We start from the raw sequence: 17521 nt of genomic DNA, 5'->3' as shown, positions 1-17521 counted from the left end.
GGCTCTTTTTAAATATGAGCCTGGCGATGTCCTACTCTCACATGGGGAGACCCCACACTACCATCGGCGCTAATTCGTTTCACTTCTGAGTTCGGCATGGAATCAGGTGGGTCCAAATCGCTATGGTCGCCAAGCAAATTCTTTAATTCGGAAAGCTGTTTTCGTTCTTATACACAATCAAGTTTATGTTCTTATTTGAGCCCACAAAACCCCTTGGGTGTTGTATGGTTAAGCCTCACGGGCAATTAGTACAGGTTAGCTCAATGCCTCACAGCACTTACACACCCTGCCTATCAACGTTCTAGTCTCGAACAACCCTTTAGGACGCTTAAAGCGCCAGGGAGAACTCATCTCAGGGCTTGCTTCCCGCTTAGATGCTTTCAGCGGTTATCAATTCCGAACTTAGCTACCGGGCAATGCTACTGGCGTAACAACCCGAACACCAGAGGTTCGTCCACTCCGGTCCTCTCGTACTAGGAGCAGCCCCCTTCAATTCTCCAACGCCCACGGCAGATAGGGACCGAACTGTCTCACGACGTTCTAAACCCAGCTCGCGTACCACTTTAAATGGCGAACAGCCATACCCTTGGGACCGACTTCAGCCCCAGGATGTGATGAGCCGACATCGAGGTGCCAAACACCGCCGTCGATATGAACTCTTGGGCGGTATCAGCCTGTTATCCCCGGAGTACCTTTTATCCGTTGAGCGATGGCCCTTCCATTCAGAACCACCGGATCACTATGACCTGCTTTCGCACCTGCTCGAATTGTCATTCTCGCAGTCAAGCGGGCTTATGCCATTGCACTAACCACACGATGTCCAACCGTGTTTAGCCCACCTTCGTGCTCCTCCGTTACTCTTTGGGAGGAGACCGCCCCAGTCAAACTACCCACCAGGCACTGTCCTCGACCCGGATAACGGGTCTGAGTTAGAACATCAAACATACAAGGGTGGTATTTCAAGGACGGCTCCACACAAACTAGCGTCTGCGCTTCAAAGCCTCCCACCTATCCTACACATGTAGGTTCAATGTTCAGTGCCAAGCTGTAGTAAAGGTTCACGGGGTCTTTCCGTCTAGCCGCGGGTACACTGCATCTTCACAGCGATTTCAATTTCACTGAGTCTCGGGTGGAGACAGCGTGGCCATCATTACGCCATTCGTGCAGGTCGGAACTTACCCGACAAGGAATTTCGCTACCTTAGGACCGTTATAGTTACGGCCGCCGTTTACCGGGGCTTCGATCAAGAGCTTCGACCGAAGTCTAACCCCATCAATTAACCTTCCGGCACCGGGCAGGCGTCACACCGTATACGTCATCTTACGATTTTGCACAGTGCTGTGTTTTTAATAAACAGTTGCAGCCACCTGGTATCTGCGACTCTCATCAGCTCCATCCGCGAGGGACTTCACCGTCAAGAGCGTACCTTCTCCCGAAGTTACGGTACCATTTTGCCTAGTTCCTTCACCCGAGTTCTCTCAAGCGCCTTGGTATTCTCTACCCGACCACCTGTGTCGGTTTGGGGTACGATTCCTTACAATCTGAAGCTTAGAGGCTTTTCCTGGAAGCATGGCATCAATGACTTCACTACCGTAGTAGCTCGACATCGTGTCTCAGCCTTAAAGAGAGCCGGATTTACCTAACTCTCAAGCCTACGCACTTGAACCTGGACAACCGTCGCCAGGCCCACCTAGCCTTCTCCGTCCCCCCATCGCAATTGTAAGAAGTACGGGAATATTAACCCGTTTCCCATCGACTACGCCTTTCGGCCTCGCCTTAGGGGTCGACTCACCCTGCCCCGATTAACGTTGGACAGGAACCCTTGGTCTTCCGGCGAGGAGGTTTTTCACCCCCTTTATCGTTACTCATGTCAGCATTCGCACTTCTGATACCTCCAGCATGCTTTACAACACACCTTCAACGGCTTACAGAACGCTCCCCTACCCAATACAATAAATTGCATTGCCGCAGCTTCGGTTGATTACTTAGCCCCGTTACATCTTCCGCGCAGGCCGACTCGACTAGTGAGCTATTACGCTTTCTTTAAATGATGGCTGCTTCTAAGCCAACATCCTAGCTGTCTGAGCCTTCCCACATCGTTTCCCACTTAGTAATCATTTGGGACCTTAGCTGGCGGTCTGGGTTGTTTCCCTCTCCACGACGGACGTTAGCACCCGCCGTGTGTCTCCCGGATAGTACTTACTGGTATTCGGAGTTTGCAAAGGGTTGGTAAGTCGGGATGACCCCCTAGCCTTAACAGTGCTCTACCCCCAGTAGTATTCGTCCGAGGCGCTACCTAAATAGCTTTCGGGGAGAACCAGCTATCTCCGAGTTTGATTGGCCTTTCACCCCTAGCCACAAGTCATCCGCTAATTTTTCAACATTAGTCGGTTCGGTCCTCCAATTGATGTTACTCAATCTTCAACCTGCCCATGGCTAGATCACTCGGTTTCGGGTCTATATCCAGAGACTGAACGCCCAGTTAAGACTCGGTTTCCCTACGGCTCCCCTATACGGTTAACCTTGCCACTGAATATAAGTCGCTGACCCATTATACAAAAGGTACGCAGTCACCCCACGAAGAGGCTCCTACTGCTTGTACGTACACGGTTTCAGGTTCTATTTCACTCCCCTCACAGGGGTTCTTTTCGCCTTTCCCTCACGGTACTGGTTCACTATCGGTCAGTCAGGAGTATTTAGCCTTGGAGGATGGTCCCCCCATATTCAAACAGGATATCACGTGTCCCGCCTTACTCGTTTTCACTCAAAATGACATGTCGGTTACGGGGCTATCACCCGGTATCGCGATACTTTCCAGAATCTTCACCTGTGTCATTAAAAGCTTAAGGGCTAATCCAATTTCGCTCGCCGCTACTTTCGGAATCTCAATTGATTTCTTTTCCTCGGGGTACTTAGATGTTTCAGTTCTCCCGGTTCGCCTCATTAACCTATGTATTCAGTTAATGATACTCACTTATGTGAGTGGGTTTCCCCATTCGGAAATCGTAGACTCAAGTGGCTTTTACTGCCTTATCTACGCTTATCGCAAGTTAATACGTCCTTCATCGCCTCTGACTGCCAAGGCATCCACCGTGTACGCTTAGTCACTTAACCATACAACCCCAAGAGGTCTTTATGTATGGCAAACAACCAAGGTTTAGTTGTCTCTCATTATTTGAATGAGCGAGAGACATTTCGATTTTGCCGGACTCAAATATGAACAACATCAATGATGTTATTCCCAAGAACACTTGAATGTGTATTGGTACCTACATCTCTAAGAGACATAGGATTTGAGAACTTTTAATAAATAACGATTAATCAAATCGTTATTTGTCAGCTTTCCAAATTGTTAAAGAGCAAGAGTTTTTATAAACAAAGAGTTTACGAAAACCATTTTTAAACACACTCGTAAGAATGCTTAAAGATGGTATCCCGTAGGGGAGTCGAACCCCTGTTACCGCCGTGAAAGGGCGGTGTCCTAGGCCTCTAGACGAACGGGACACTAAGATACTCTTATCTTTCTAAACCTAATCAATCTGTGTGGACACTCATCAAGAGAATCTTTACGTAAGGAGGTGATCCAGCGCCAGGTTCCCCTAGCGCTACCTTGTTACGACTTCACCCCAGTCATGAACCACAAAGTGGCAAGCGTCCTCCCGAAGGTTAAACTACCTGCTTCTTTTGCAGCCCACTCCCATGGTGTGACGGGCGGTGTGTACAAGGCCCGGGAACGTATTCACCGTGACATTCTGATTCACGATTACTAGCGATTCCGACTTCATGGAGTCGAGTTGCAGACTCCAATCCGGACTACGACGCACTTTTTGGGATTCGCTTACTATCGCTAGTTCGCTGCCCTCTGTATGCGCCATTGTAGCACGTGTGTAGCCCTACTCGTAAGGGCCATGATGACTTGACGTCGTCCCCACCTTCCTCCGGTTTATCACCGGCAGTCTCCCTGGAGTTCCCGACATGACTCGCTGGCAAACAAGGATAAGGGTTGCGCTCGTTGCGGGACTTAACCCAACATTTCACAACACGAGCTGACGACAGCCATGCAGCACCTGTCTTACAGTTCCCGAAGGCACTCCCGCGTCTCCGCAGGATTCTGTAGATGTCAAGAGTAGGTAAGGTTCTTCGCGTTGCATCGAATTAAACCACATGCTCCACCGCTTGTGCGGGCCCCCGTCAATTCATTTGAGTTTTAATCTTGCGACCGTACTCCCCAGGCGGTCTACTTAACGCGTTAGCTCCGAAAGCCACGGCTCAAGGCCACAACCTCCAAGTAGACATCGTTTACGGCGTGGACTACCAGGGTATCTAATCCTGTTTGCTCCCCACGCTTTCGCATCTGAGTGTCAGTATCTGTCCAGGGGGCCGCCTTCGCCACCGGTATTCCTTCAGATCTCTACGCATTTCACCGCTACACCTGAAATTCTACCCCCCTCTACAGTACTCTAGCTTGCCAGTTTCAAATGCTATTCCGAGGTTGAGCCCCGGGCTTTCACATCTGACTTAACAAACCACCTGCATGCGCTTTACGCCCAGTAATTCCGATTAACGCTCGCACCCTCCGTATTACCGCGGCTGCTGGCACGGAGTTAGCCGGTGCTTCTTCTGTCGCTAACGTCAAATGATGCTGCTATTAACAACACCACCTTCCTCACGACTGAAAGTGCTTTACAACCCGAAGGCCTTCTTCACACACGCGGCATGGCTGCATCAGGCTTGCGCCCATTGTGCAATATTCCCCACTGCTGCCTCCCGTAGGAGTCTGGACCGTGTCTCAGTTCCAGTGTGGCTGATCATCCTCTCAGACCAGCTAGGGATCGTCGCCTTGGTGAGCCATTACCTCACCAACTAGCTAATCCCACCTGGGCATATCCTGACGCGAGAGGCCCGAAGGTCCCCCTCTTTGAGCCGAAGCTATTATGCGGTATTAGCCATCGTTTCCAATGGTTATCCCCCACATCAGGGCAATTTCCCAGGCATTACTCACCCGTCCGCCGCTCGCCACCCGAGAAACAAGTTTCTCTGTGCTGCCGCTCGACTTGCATGTGTTAGGCCTGCCGCCAGCGTTCAATCTGAGCCATGATCAAACTCTTCAATTTAAGATTTTGTCGGCTCAACGAATACTGACTTCAAAACTGCTCTTACTCGAAAGTAAGACGTAATTTTAAAGCTATTACCATTCCAACAGAATGGTAATGAATTGACTGTGCCAAATAACCGAAGTTATTTGTATTGGTCACTCAGTTCATTGAAACCTAAGTTGCTTTGTTACTAGAACAAAGACTTAACTTTGATTTTCATCAACGAGTGCCCACACAGATTGATAGGTTTAAATTGTTAAAGAGCGTTGCTTTGCAGAAACTTTCTTCTCAAAGCGGAGGTGCATTCTAGCTAGATAACTGTCAGTGTCAAACACTTTTTCAATTTTTCTTTTTAGAAGTCTTATCCTCTACCAACACCTGCTGAAGCCTTGCGACGTCTGCCGTGTCAGTGAGGCGGCATTATAGGGAGATGGATAAACTTAGCAAGCGAAAAAGGTGAATTTATTTAAAAAAAACGTTCGTTTGTTTAAATAAACAACGAACGTCATTTTATGTACTCTTCACCCTCAAGAAAGGAACAGGTTACTCACAAAATGCTGTGGATAACTATTCTTCACTATCAAAGAAGTAAGAGATCCTTGAGCGTGGATTTAAATACTCTCTCACTTTATCGGGAAGTTTATGAGGCAGAATAGCATTAACGATTTTTATATCTTTATCTGCTAAGTCAATAATAGGTGCTTGAGTTCTAGGTACCGACGGATCGTAAATAAGGACATTAGGATATAAAAGGCTGTTCGCATTCACTGAAATTACCAGACCAACCATTTCATTAGACAACTGCACTACTGTCCCCGGCGGGAACACACCCATAAACTTAACTAAAATGTTCAAGTTCTCATTGTTATAAATGTGCTTACAGTTCTTATATAGATAAGAAAGAGCGACATAAGGGATTTTTTGCTCACTTGGTACATTAGGGTGACACAAGTTATCAAAGGCATTAGCAACAGCAATAACTTGAGCGAGTTCGTCAATATCATCCCCTTTCAAACCTAGAGGGTACCCAGAGCCATCAAGCAGCTCGTGATGCTGTTCAATCACTCTTCTTGCACTATCAGGAAACTCTTTAATGTTCTGAGAAATTTCCAATCCGTATTTGGTATGCATTTTTAGGTAGTTTTTTTCAGGCTCAGTTAAAGGTGTTTGTTTACGAACGATAGCTGTAGGAATTCGGATTTTACCGATATCGTGAAAGAGAGAGGCAAAAGCTATCTCTTTTATCTTATCTGCAGGATATCCTTTCGCTCTGCCTATCATCATCGCGATTACTGATACGTTTAACGAATGGAAGTAAATATCTTCAAACTCACTTTTACCATTCATTAAATGTAAGGTGACGCTATCATCGCCGAGCAGCTTATCAACAATATCATCGACCAACTGAGCAGCCTCATCGACAGCATCCATTGGTCGGTTGCGAATCTTGTTCATTACCGCACGCATGCGAGCAAGTGAACGTTCGAATTCTTTTTCACAACTGATCACCCGACGACGATAGGCACTGAGTTTTTCAATTCTGTTTTGTTTTTCTTGCCACAATTTATCAGCTTCACTATTGATATCGCTTTCGACTTCATTTTCTTGATCATCAACAGGAGCAGTATTCGTTACAGGTGGAAGTGGTTGGGTATCACTTTGGCTAGGATTGAGAAACACATGTTGTATTCCCAAGTGTTTAATCAAGCGAATTTGTTCTTGGTCTTTAATCTTAAAACTATTGAATAAAAATGGATGCTCGTTCCACTTTACTGGCAAGCGTATATGTAACCCTGGTTGTAATCTATCGACCGTAATTTTTATGCTCGCCACAATTTACTAAAACCTCTGATAACTTCAGGTACTCTTACTTAGAAGTTGATATTTGAACAACGTCTATAAAGGTACAACTTTTAACACTATTTATTAGCGACAATTATAGACACTATCCTTAGCGAGAGAAAATAGTCACAAGATAGTGCTATCAGCCTTTGTGACTACTTTTGCCTAAATTTGCGAGCTCTTTATGCAATATTGAGCGATAGAAAACTCAAGTAAATGCGCTATTGCATTGCAAAAACGAACATTCATTAGGAATTACGCTTTAAATTTGAAGAAGCAAAATGCTGAATAACACAGTTTGGAGTAACAATACCTTTAAAGATTTTACCTTCAGTAAGAACCCATGGAAATGCCAGTTCCTCTTCTTCAATCAAAGAACTAACGTTACTGATATCCATTTTTGCGTCCAATTTGGTGAATGAGAGCTGCATGATTTGACTGACTGGTCGATGCCACATTAAGTTTTCCTGAGTAGTTTCAAGATCAGTCCCCATGCGTGGAGTAAGGTGTAGGTTCAAACAAGCTCGGTCAATAATACCGACACATTCTCGGTGGTTAATGACCGGAAGGACTTCAATTTCTGATGATAAAAAATACTGCTGTGCTGCAGCTACGGTATCACTTGGGTCGAGGTGTGGCATCTGTGCATGACACAGGTTTTGTAAGGTGCTGATATTTTTCCCAACAACGCCCTCATCCTTAAGTAATGACGGCTTTAACGATTCAATCTTCTTAATCACTGTCGGAATCGCATCCACGCTTTCTGGACCAGAAAGGCATCCACCACTCATATAATCAAGACCCAAATAAGCCAGCAATTTTGCATCATTAATGGCTGCAACTGTGTCTATTGCTACAGACACATTCAGCGAATGACATTCATCCACCAAGGTTTTAATGACTTTATGAATCATTTGTGAGTGAGCCAGTGACTCTAGATAGTTAGGATTGATTTTGAACAAATTATAGCGTTCGGTTGGTAGGCTAGTTGAGATAGTGTTACTTATCTCAACATTATCCATCACAAATTTGATTCCTAACTGCTGCCACATATTTATATCTTGAGTAGCTATAGAACGAAGTGCATCAGGAGCAACCTGCAAATAAAACTGATGGGGGTCCACTTTATAATCCCGCATCTGGCGAACCAAGCAGTACAAGACATCGACAAAATTTTTAGCTTCGTGCTGGCACAGAATATTTAAAGTTACCGTTATTGGTGACGAATGATAAGACTGAAGCAACGCCTGTTCTTTAAATACCTTTTCCTGAACGATGACATCTAACTCTGCCGACAAATTTAGGTCCTGAATAATACTTTCTAATTCCACACGAGTTGAAGATAGAGCCGGAGGTAAAGGAAGTTCAAATAGAGCTTCGTATCCGGAGATGTTCCATGATTGAGTATCTAGTATAGGTTGATATTTTATTTCTACTTGCTTTGTTTCAATAAGATCAGAGATCAATTCTTCCAGTAGCTTCCTTTTCTTTATTTGACGATGTAAATCACTATCAAAAAAACGGATATGCTGTCCGCGATCCTCTGAATGCTGTTCTAGTATCGCCTGAACAGAATGAGTAACAGCCATTTTTGCATTGCTGGCGTCTACACCAAGAACAGAAATACCAACTCTACCTTTTGCAACAGATTGATAAATTTCTGAATGTGACGATTTCAATTCCTGAAAGAAATAGTTGATCTGTCGATGAAGGTAGCGATATGGTTTTTCGTTCACAGGCGCAGAACACTCAATACAAGCCAAATAGAAATTGTCTTTTATTTTGCCAAACATCCGACACTCTTTGAGTCGAGCCATAACATCATTAAGTGTGTTTTCGAAATTGGAAATGCGGCTTTCAATACTCAACGTCATTACCACATAGATAGTATTAGCGATTTGTCGCTGATAAATAACATCCAATTGATCACCAAATGCTTTTTTCGTCAGTATACTGCTTTCAATTGAATGCTTAATGCTAGGCAACAAAGAGAATATGGTAAAAGAAATATCAGGATGCTGTAAAAAGGCGAGCGGAATAGATGCAGCTCTGCACTGTCTAAGCTCCCCTGACGAATGCTTAATTAAGAAATTTCTGCTAGCTGAAGGTTTAGGTGTTTTTAGTGAGCTAGGATCTTCTTCAAACAGCAGAATACTATTCAAACTCACAAGATCGGCCAAACCAAACCCAGATAATTGCTCGAACTTTTTATTACAGGCTAAGATCTTGTTTTCACTATTGGTAATCAATACCCCGCAATTATCCTGCCTCAACATAAAATCAAACCAATGCATGGTCTGCCGATCTTGCTTCACTTCAAAAATTAGTTGCGTTTCTCCCTGAACAACATACTGAGAGAGTTTTTCAGCAGAAAACGAGGCATAAAAACCATGATGCCTATCTTCCCAAAGAGCAACAACACACGTACGTTTGTGTTGGTCTTGACACACAGATTCAAGCAGTTGCTCAATATCGTGCCGATAAGAAGGACTCATTAATGCAAGCCAATCACCAAAGCTATTTATAGAATGATTGGGGAATAAAAAAGGATGAGTTGCCTCTCTGTCGTAACTAAACTCCTGAGTAGCAATATTTAAAGTCCAATTAAAAGGCACCGCTTTTCTTTGCTCAGCCGCTGAACCAAGACCTTCTTGCATACATTCACCTTAAGTTGCAAAAACTTCAGCCAAGATAGCCACTCATGATCTGAGTGGCTTTACTTAACTATAGTTGACCAGCGCTTTAGATTGATTGAGCAAATTCAATTTCGTGACATTAAACTCTGCTTCAAAAGAACAAAGAAGCTTGCAAATCAAACCTCGACTACACCGTCTTCGACTTGTCGACGATACGAATAGGTATCTTCAAAGCGGGAGAATATCCAGTCCCCTGCTGTAATCGGTGGATATCCACCTTGTCCTTGTTTTTCAGCCAAACATGAATCTAAAGTTACAATAGGAGTGTCATAGTTAGGCTCAACAAAAAAAGGCATAGAAAAGCGTGTCTTACCTGAAGTAGGACTAGCCACCCTATGTTTTGTCGAACGGTATATATCATTCGTCCAACGCTGCATTAAATCACCGATATTAACAACGAAAGATCCCTCAACAGGAGTTGCGTCAACCCACTTTTCTTGCTTATTCAAGACTTGTAAACCACCACTCTGATCTTGATACAGCAACGTAATACATCCGTAATCAGTATGAGCTCCCGCTCCATTCGTCTCCTCAGTTTGACTGGGGTAATGGAGCATTCTTAACACTGAAATGGGCAAACTGAAGCTTTGAGAAAAGAAGTTTTCCTTTTCACCTAATGCCAATGCCATCGCTTTCAAGATTTTTAATCCTACATCAAGAGTGAGGGAATAATGCTGTCCCACAGCCTGAGCAAAACCCTCAATATTAGGATATTGGTTTGGACCATATAATTTGGCACAACGGCCTACTTGAGAATGATATGGGGAAAGATCCAAAGCCATATCAAATGATTCTTTGCAATCCAGTTCTCCTAACGGATCAAGTTTTTCTGCACTCAGCCGTCCCCAACCTCGGTGGTTAGAACTCTTTTCGATAGAAATTTTTTGTTTCTCTTCCTCGGGCAAACTAAACAATAAATTGGCCATTGATTGAATATGGTCGAACTGCTGTTGAGGGATGCCGTGACCAATAACATAGAAAAAGCCAAGTTCACGGCAAGCACTGTCTATCTGTTGAATAACAGGCTGCCAATCTTTTTTATTGTCAGAATTCAGTGGGGAAATATCGATAATCGGTAGCGTCATACTTTCTCCTTGTAGACAACTCTCTTCTACGAGCAACTTTCTAATTTGTAACCAAATAAGCAAAAAGCCGACCAAGTAGACAAGTAGTATCAATCGAGAACCAATAAAGCTTGGAGTAAATATTGAGTAGTGAGAAGAGGGAATACTGCACTAGATTAATGCAAGTAAATGAAGGGATGCACCAACCTAGCCTGTAGAGAGCGAATGAGTAGGGATGAAACTTTCTTGAACCAGATACAACAAAGCCCCGACTTTCGTCGAGGCTTTGTTGTTTAAATATGGTACGGTAGGCGGACTTGATAAAAACAGGTAACCACATGATATTAAATAAACTTAACATCCAAACTAAGACCAAGGGTTACCAATGGGGTTACTATTATAAAAAGTTACCAAAGTAACAAAACTCACAAACAGTAAAATCCGGAGATTCCAGCCTACAAGAAAGTACCAAGAACAAAATTCAAATTAAAAATCACTTAAGTCACAGGCATACAAATATGATATGCCTTCGTTAGCATGAGTTTTTTTATACGCTTGCTCTTCATGTGAGTAATCAGTAATAGCCTTTGCCGTATACCCAGAGAACTTTTCTTTCACTTTATTAAGGATATCAATCTCGTCTTTATCAAATAATGATGAATCGAAAGATCTCGTTGCTATAAACCTTTCCCCGACATATCCATTGGGATAAACATCTTCAACCTTCTCTAGATATTTATCTTTAACTAATTGCGCATACACAAAGTCAAAGTTATCAGGAACTGGACCATATGGTAGATGAACATACTTTAGGCCAGTCAAAGAACGAGTCTTATCTTTAAAAACATAAAAATCACTATAGAACATCAGCTTATTTAATATTGTCTTCAACGCACCATCGAATTGACACATAAAGATAATGACTTCAATCATTTTCTGTACATTAAGACCAGTAAATCCAGAAAACTCGTCAACAGAATTATGCTCTAGCTGACGAGTCAACTCACCACTATTTCCGCAATATAGATTTTGATATTCACTATCAATCAGTTGTATTAGAGATTGATACTTTTGTTGAGAAAATAAAGAACGATTTTTCTCTACCAGCATTCTTAAAGATGCTGGCTGCATTGCCATTTCAAGAGATACATTGTGAGCATCTGTTTGCAATGCGCCATTTTCGTATCGACTAAGGGTTACAGCTCCAAAACCCAACATATGACTTAGCTCCTTTTGAGTTAAATCATATTTTTGTCTAAACATAGCAATATCTTCAGGTTGGATAAGTCCTTTATGCTCTCTATAAGCACGATAAGCTTTCTCTAAAGGATCATTATCGCCATCCAATTCTTCGCCACAGCAAGCACACTTATAAATGGTCGAATTTACAGTTATAGGCTCATTCCTAATTTTGTACTCTTCTTTAACCGTTATAGCTTCTTGTGACGTTACCTTTTCACAATAAGGACATACTTTTTCAATCATGATATATCCTCCAATTTAATCCGCATGTTAACACCTTGAAATAAACCTCACATATTAGTGAGAAAATGGGTCTAATCCTTTACAAACCCCATGGACCTTTCTGATGGATGGACAGAAAGACACTTTGTGTGTGCGACACTATCAACGTGAAATATCTTAAGTTTGATATATGCTTCAGTACCGTTCAAATCCTCTGCATACACCCATATTTCACCATCAGACTGATCAAAATCCTTACTAGGCCCAGAGTAATAATTATTTTTCGTTAGATTTAGAATGACTGATTTAAGAGTATTAAAGGTTAATCCTAATTCAATCATACCTGACTGGTTTTTTGCCCTTGGTACTAAGTGAAACCGTCCTTGAGCGACACACATTTTAATTGTTATTAACGCCTCACTTACTGTCACCAGCGCTCCCTTTATTATCAATTGATAAGCCGCAGTATTATTATCAATTGATAAATCCAATCTTTCAAGTTGATTTTGAAACTAGTTAATCCATTTGGGAGTTACCCTATGAAAGTTAGGGTCATTTAATCAAAGATCGAAAAATATCCACCAGTGAAAAGCTGCATATGTCACTGGCCAACTAGACTTGCCGTTCCGTACCACTTCAAGTTTAAAGGCATTGCCTCCATTGCAGAAGATACAGTTATTACGAGTCATATAATCCTTCAAACTCAAAGTGTGCCCTTCCTTTGGAAGAAACTATTAGCACGGTGAAGCCTTCACCTTGCTGCGACATGTTTAGCGTTACACTATACAAACATCGCAGCTCAGTAACCCTTACCAAATAAGGCATAACCACTTTCCCAGCACCCACGAACTGAATCCCCTTTGCGACATAACCTCCGCACAACCCATTATTCGCAGTTCAATGGTGAATATACGCTGATGGTTTATCTCACATTTAGGTAAACCGGGTAACTCGATGAGTTATGGTTAGTCAGTTTGTGCTCTTCTAGGTATTGCTTGAATCGCTCCCTAAAACGCATCTCAGGCCATTCATGACCACAATAGGCAAGCCTTAGCCTAACTATTGGATTAAGAACGCTGTGAGGCACACCGAGGTCTTCATCTACAAAGAAACAAAGCAATCGACAATCTTTGTCGCTCACTCTATCAAGTAACATCTCTCCTATTGCCCACTCGATTGATTCAACATCTTCACGGCTAGGTTGTAATGGTAAATTATCAACCTGGTAGACTTCTTTCACATGAGTATGAATTATTCTCCAAAATGAGTTCACATCTTGAGAGAGGTTTTCACAGTGCGTGACTTGTTCCTGCACCCCTGTAGATCTTATTACGTTTTCTATTACGTATTCATTTACGTCTTTGTAGCTATTATTTAGCTCCCCCCCAGCTAATATTTGGCTGTACGGGGGATAATTATTAGCCCTACCAATCTCTTGTTGTGGTTTGTCCGTCGGATTATCCGCTTCGTCTTCATTTTGGTAGGGATAAATATTAGCCCTACCAAGTTGAGAAATACGCTCAAGATTGAGCGTATAAATACTGGATGAATCCCTTCTTAACCGTTTCGTAATTAGCCCCATATCAGACAATGCTTTGGTAGCGTTCTTAACTGACGCAATCGAAATACACAATATCCGCGCCATTTCAGACACGCTATACCATGAAGAATAGTTTTCTTTTGAGTTGGCTTTGCGACATAAAAACGTTAGCACATGCTTCTCTGTCCCTTTCATGCCGCCAATGTTATCAACAAAGTCCCAATATTCATTTGGAATAGACATGGCTACCCCTCTCTTGATTGGCTTTGCTTTGCCAGCCGCTCAATCTCCTCAAGATTGATGATGTAGCGGGGTATCGAGAACGGGTGTCTAACTACCGTGACAAACCCTCGCTCCTCTAACTGCTTTATCGCAGCGTTTAATTCCGGGATAGACATACAGGTTTGACGCGCTATCTCTTCAATCGTTATAGATACCGAGTGTTCAGAATTGTTCTTGCTGAATGTCCTCATAACAGCTCTCCTTCCATACTCGCAACCTTCTCCTCTATCGCAACCAAAATAGAGAGAACAACGCCTAACACGTCAGAGAGCGTATCATTCAATGACTCGCCACTCTCAGCCGCTAGCTGCGTTATGGATACAATGGCTTTGGCTTGAATTACTTCATCAGCAAGCAGTGGCTCACTGTCCATCACTCGCAGATTCTCCATTACCACGCCTAACGCATCTGGCAGTGTGTGATATAACGTCCCTCCATGATCACTGTCGGCTGCAAGTTGCATGACCGATATAAGGGATTTGGTTTGTAGGAAGTTTTCGCCTAAATGTATTACTTGATTCATAGCGCCCCCTCCTTGATAGGAGTCTGACGCACAAACACTAACGGTAAGCCAGCTAGTTGTTTTCTGGCACGAGCTTCACTGGTAGCTACTGCTGAGATAGTGCGAATACGTTTGAAGTCTGACAGCGCACGAACGCCACCAGCGATAATGAATGTGTAGATCATAGCTGTAGTTACAGCTTGAGTAGGGGTAGTAGTCATGATGACAGCCTCTTGCGATGATGTACTATCACCACCAAGAGGTACCAATCTCATAACTGGTGGTGAACTGAACAAGGTTGGTACTACCGCTCGCAAGGACACGGCCAGCCTTTCAGCTGCCTCATCCAGCCCACCATAATTTGAATGCAACTTCCCTGGGGAATTGCTTTGATGTGCACAGATTTTACGCATAAAAAAACCAGCAATAACAAGCTGGCGTCTATGCGCCTTACGAATAAACGGGGTACCAATCCCGGCTACAGATTTTGCTGCAGCGAACAGAGAATAAACGTATTCAATAATTACTGTCAATCTGAATAGGGTGAATTTGGGCAAGCCGAACCCCTGCGAACGAGTCGCATACATTGTATTTATCATCATATTAAGCCTGTTGAGGTGTCCCTATTTTGAGGAACATTCGTATTGAGATGGTTAACTAAAGGGAGTTGTTACTGTTATTGCTGGTGGGGTAAAACTGGGTAGGTATTGGCAGTACTACCAGTGAGACCGGCTTTGATCAGCTTCCTAGTGAGCCATACCTCACCTTTGCCCGTGATCAATGGGGTAAAACTCCGTTCTCTGCCGTGAGCGGTGTTAAACACGCTACGCTTAATAGTGAAATACTCAGCATCAATAAAGTGCTGATATGGCATATTATGGCTCTTGCTGTATTTCGTGATAGGGTCTGACATTAATATCTTTTCTTTGCGTAACCAGGCGAATAACTTATTGCGCCCAATACCTACCGACTTAGCAAACACCTCAAGATTCACACCTGACTTAGACGAACTAACAGCATGAGCAAACTCAACATCATCCTTTGTCTCTTCAATATAGGCTTGCTGGTGATCGAGCATTCGGCTTTGCTCTAACATCATTTCAATAGCCTCCGTTCTGGTGCGAGGCAGATGCGGCCGTGATGCTCTTTCTAACTCATCGAGCCTTTTGATAATAGCGTGGCGTAGCTTGATGTTGTAACCAGAGACCAAAGTTAGTGTTAACTCTTTATCCAGCTTATATTCCGTTTGCTCCCTGTTCTGAGCATCAAAATAGATATCCTGAAAATTCAGGACATCCAGATTTAATTCACCAAGCATCTTGGTTACGTCAACCTTTACGTTGTCATGACGCTTACTGGTTAGCTCTGCAATTTCTCGACTACTCATTGCAATTGGTTCACAAGTATTGGCTACGGGATGAATAGTGTTATACTTGCTATCGGATATTGATTGCGCCCCTTGTTGGGCGTTTTCTTTTTTCATAGCTCCCCTTCCCTCTCTTCGTGACACTCAATGACGTAATCCACCAGCGAGTCAACAAAGGCTTTAGCCGCTTCTGTATCTTCGTGAAAGCACATATCCATGATGTTCTGTTTGTCCATTGGCAACCCTGAATACAGGTAGCTCTCAGCAATGTTTATACCCCACTCTGCGCCACTGTCTGCGCCTCTGGTTGAACGATAGATTGAGCCATCTTCAAACACCTCTAACAGCTCATCACCGTTCTGGGCATAGTCCATTGCTAGCAACTCATCTTGAAAGGTTTTAGCCGGTCGTGCGCTGTCGTCCAACTGTCGACTAGGTGCAACAATAGTCATCATTAGCTTGCTGCCATTCTCGTGACATCTTCCGGCTGATTCACTTTGGACCTTTGCTTGCTCGGTTTGCTGTGTTTGATTAAGCATTTCGTTTAAACCCCATTCCGTAGTTAAAGTTGAAATCGTCACCAGAAGCCCATTCAAATTCGGGTAGATCAGTTTGTGATATCGTTTGCTGTGCTACTGAGGATGTAACGTTATCGCGCATATTGGCTAGGATGCCTTTTGACTGCCGGCTGTCATTCTTGCCACCAGATTTAGGAGAGTTAGGTGCATTAAGAAGGCTGTTTGCTTCCAAATACTGCCTATTGTTGTCAATCCAATTATTCAACGCATAAGCATCATCAGCAACACCAGCAATAGCAGAAACAGGAGTGCTTGATACTATCGGTGATAGTGACTGCGCTAACCCATTACCAGCCAAGGAGCCCAGCATTGTTGTACCTTGAACACCACTAGCTACGTTCCCTAAAAAACCATTACCACTCATCGCTTTTTTTGCTTGCCCTTTTACTGCCTTTTCCCAATCAGTACTGTCATCAAAAAGATCACGAGCCCACTTCGAAACTTCAGCAAACCCTTTCCCAATAATGCCTGCAGGGCTAGTTACAAAGTCAGTCGCAATATCTAACCCTTTTTCGTCAATTGCATCCCCCGTAAGTCTTGCAATATTAGCCTTACTGGTATCCTGTGAGATTGCTTGACCCGTATATGCCGTTTCATTGGTGTAAGCACCAGCGTTCTTTTCAGCTTGAGTGGGCTCACGGAAATGAATGGAACCATACTCCGTTGGCTTATTGATTCGTTCAGCGATAGCGGCTTCCTCTGGGTTACTAGCCGCACGCATATTTGCCAAAATACCACGACCACCATTTGCATACGTGAGTCCATAGCTACTAAGCCCCCCAATTGGTGAAAAGCCCGAAGTCCCTTCTATTGAAGCTTCCGCCTCCTCCCTAGCTTCTTTTTCAGCTTTGGCTTTAGCTTTTCGCTCCGCTTGCTCTTGAGCTCTTCTTTCAGCCTCTTGAGCCTTACGTTCTGCCTCTGCTTTAGCCTTTGCTTCGGATTCTTGTTGGGTTTTACGCTGGGAGTAATTGTTATTCCTATCTCTGTCACGATCTCGTTCTATACGCTCTCTATTACCTTGAACAGATTCGCGGCTTTCAGACGAACCACCGCCATACGTATCTCTTGGTGTATACCCCATATTAACCTCG

The 17521-nt window shown here is 43.5% G+C and carries 12 protein-coding genes, 1 tRNA gene and 3 rRNA genes; all 16 read right to left on the bottom strand.

The window, feature by feature from the left end; genetic code table 11:
• Positions 1-18: 18 nt before the first annotated feature.
• Positions 19-134 (bottom strand): 5S ribosomal RNA (rrf, locus tag AAGA51_RS01965).
• A 90-nt stretch (positions 135-224) separates the two neighbouring features.
• Positions 225-3114 (bottom strand): 23S ribosomal RNA (locus AAGA51_RS01960).
• 314 nt (positions 3115-3428) lie between these two features.
• A tRNA-Glu gene (locus AAGA51_RS01955) sits at positions 3429-3504 on the bottom strand.
• A gap of 67 nt (positions 3505-3571) precedes the next feature.
• Positions 3572-5114 (bottom strand): 16S ribosomal RNA (locus tag AAGA51_RS01950).
• The 16S, 23S and 5S rRNA genes sit together here with 1 tRNA gene alongside, the layout of an rRNA operon.
• 549 nt (positions 5115-5663) lie before the next feature.
• A complete protein-coding gene (locus AAGA51_RS01945) occupies positions 5664-6929 on the bottom strand; it encodes an HD-GYP domain-containing protein (protein WP_042490313.1) in 1266 nt (421 codons plus the stop codon).
• 257 nt (positions 6930-7186) lie between these two features.
• Positions 7187-9595 carry an EAL domain-containing protein gene (locus tag AAGA51_RS01940; protein WP_042490315.1) on the bottom strand — a complete coding sequence of 803 codons (2409 nt, stop codon included), beginning with the start codon at positions 9593-9595 and terminating at the stop codon, positions 7187-7189.
• A gap of 155 nt (positions 9596-9750) precedes the next feature.
• The gene (locus AAGA51_RS01935) at positions 9751-10719 is read right to left on the bottom strand and encodes an isopenicillin N synthase family dioxygenase (protein ID WP_042490317.1); all 969 of its coding nucleotides are present in this window, start codon (positions 10717-10719) and stop codon (positions 9751-9753) included.
• A 465-nt stretch (positions 10720-11184) separates the two neighbouring features.
• Positions 11185-12183: a type II TA system antitoxin MqsA family protein gene (locus AAGA51_RS01930; RefSeq protein WP_042490319.1), complete on the bottom strand. Its 999-nt coding sequence runs from the start codon at positions 12181-12183 to the stop codon at positions 11185-11187.
• 71 nt (positions 12184-12254) lie between these two features.
• On the bottom strand, positions 12255-12653 hold the full coding sequence (locus tag AAGA51_RS01925) for a type II toxin-antitoxin system MqsR family toxin (RefSeq protein ID WP_342291525.1): 399 nt from the start codon (positions 12651-12653) through the stop codon (positions 12255-12257).
• Positions 12654-13084: 431 nt separating this feature from the next.
• Entirely contained in the window at positions 13085-13945 is an 861-nt protein-coding gene (locus tag AAGA51_RS01920; RefSeq protein ID WP_042490321.1) for an ArsR/SmtB family transcription factor, read from the bottom strand.
• A gap of 2 nt (positions 13946-13947) precedes the next feature.
• Positions 13948-14100, bottom strand: a complete 153-nt coding sequence (locus AAGA51_RS22015; RefSeq protein ID WP_425304594.1) for a hypothetical protein — start codon at positions 14098-14100, stop codon at positions 13948-13950.
• A gap of 71 nt (positions 14101-14171) precedes the next feature.
• On the bottom strand, positions 14172-14507 hold the full coding sequence (locus tag AAGA51_RS01915) for a hypothetical protein (protein ID WP_042490325.1): 336 nt from the start codon (positions 14505-14507) through the stop codon (positions 14172-14174).
• Positions 14504-15043: an ash family protein gene (locus AAGA51_RS01910; protein WP_156102093.1), complete on the bottom strand. Its 540-nt coding sequence runs from the start codon at positions 15041-15043 to the stop codon at positions 14504-14506. Before AAGA51_RS01910 ends, AAGA51_RS01915 begins: the two co-directional genes overlap by 4 nt.
• Before the next feature lie 119 nt (positions 15044-15162).
• Positions 15163-15969, bottom strand: coding sequence for a phage antirepressor KilAC domain-containing protein (locus AAGA51_RS01905; protein ID WP_052404648.1), 807 nt, complete (start codon positions 15967-15969; stop codon positions 15163-15165).
• Complete coding sequence (locus AAGA51_RS01900) at positions 15966-16391, bottom strand: hypothetical protein (protein ID WP_042490328.1); 426 nt, start codon at positions 16389-16391, stop codon at positions 15966-15968. The genes AAGA51_RS01905 and AAGA51_RS01900 overlap by 4 nt, the downstream gene beginning before the upstream one ends.
• On the bottom strand, positions 16384-17511 hold the full coding sequence (locus AAGA51_RS01895; protein ID WP_042490330.1) for a hypothetical protein: 1128 nt from the start codon (positions 17509-17511) through the stop codon (positions 16384-16386). Before AAGA51_RS01895 ends, AAGA51_RS01900 begins: the two co-directional genes overlap by 8 nt.
• Positions 17512-17521: the final 10 nt, after the last annotated feature.

This window comes from Vibrio diazotrophicus, from assembly GCF_038452265.1.
GTDB lineage: Bacteria > Pseudomonadota > Gammaproteobacteria > Enterobacterales > Vibrionaceae > Vibrio > Vibrio diazotrophicus.
This window is presented reverse-complemented; position numbering and strand designations above follow the sequence as displayed.

Coding starts and splice junctions, on each gene's coding strand:
- AAGA51_RS01930 (WP_042490319.1), bottom strand. CDS start 12,183: ATGATTGAAAAAGTATGTCCTTATTGTGAAAAGGTAACGTCACAAGAA.
- AAGA51_RS01935 (WP_042490317.1), bottom strand. CDS start 10,719: ATGACGCTACCGATTATCGATATTTCCCCACTGAATTCTGACAATAAA.
- AAGA51_RS01900 (WP_042490328.1), bottom strand. CDS start 16,391: ATGCTTAATCAAACACAGCAAACCGAGCAAGCAAAGGTCCAAAGTGAA.
- AAGA51_RS01940 (WP_042490315.1), bottom strand. CDS start 9,595: ATGCAAGAAGGTCTTGGTTCAGCGGCTGAGCAAAGAAAAGCGGTGCCT.
- AAGA51_RS01915 (WP_042490325.1), bottom strand. CDS start 14,507: ATGAATCAAGTAATACATTTAGGCGAAAACTTCCTACAAACCAAATCC.
- AAGA51_RS01895 (WP_042490330.1), bottom strand. CDS start 17,511: ATGGGGTATACACCAAGAGATACGTATGGCGGTGGTTCGTCTGAAAGC.
- AAGA51_RS01920 (WP_042490321.1), bottom strand. CDS start 13,945: ATGTCTATTCCAAATGAATATTGGGACTTTGTTGATAACATTGGCGGC.
- AAGA51_RS22015 (WP_425304594.1), bottom strand. CDS start 14,100: ATGTCTATCCCGGAATTAAACGCTGCGATAAAGCAGTTAGAGGAGCGA.
- AAGA51_RS01905 (WP_052404648.1), bottom strand. CDS start 15,969: ATGAAAAAAGAAAACGCCCAACAAGGGGCGCAATCAATATCCGATAGC.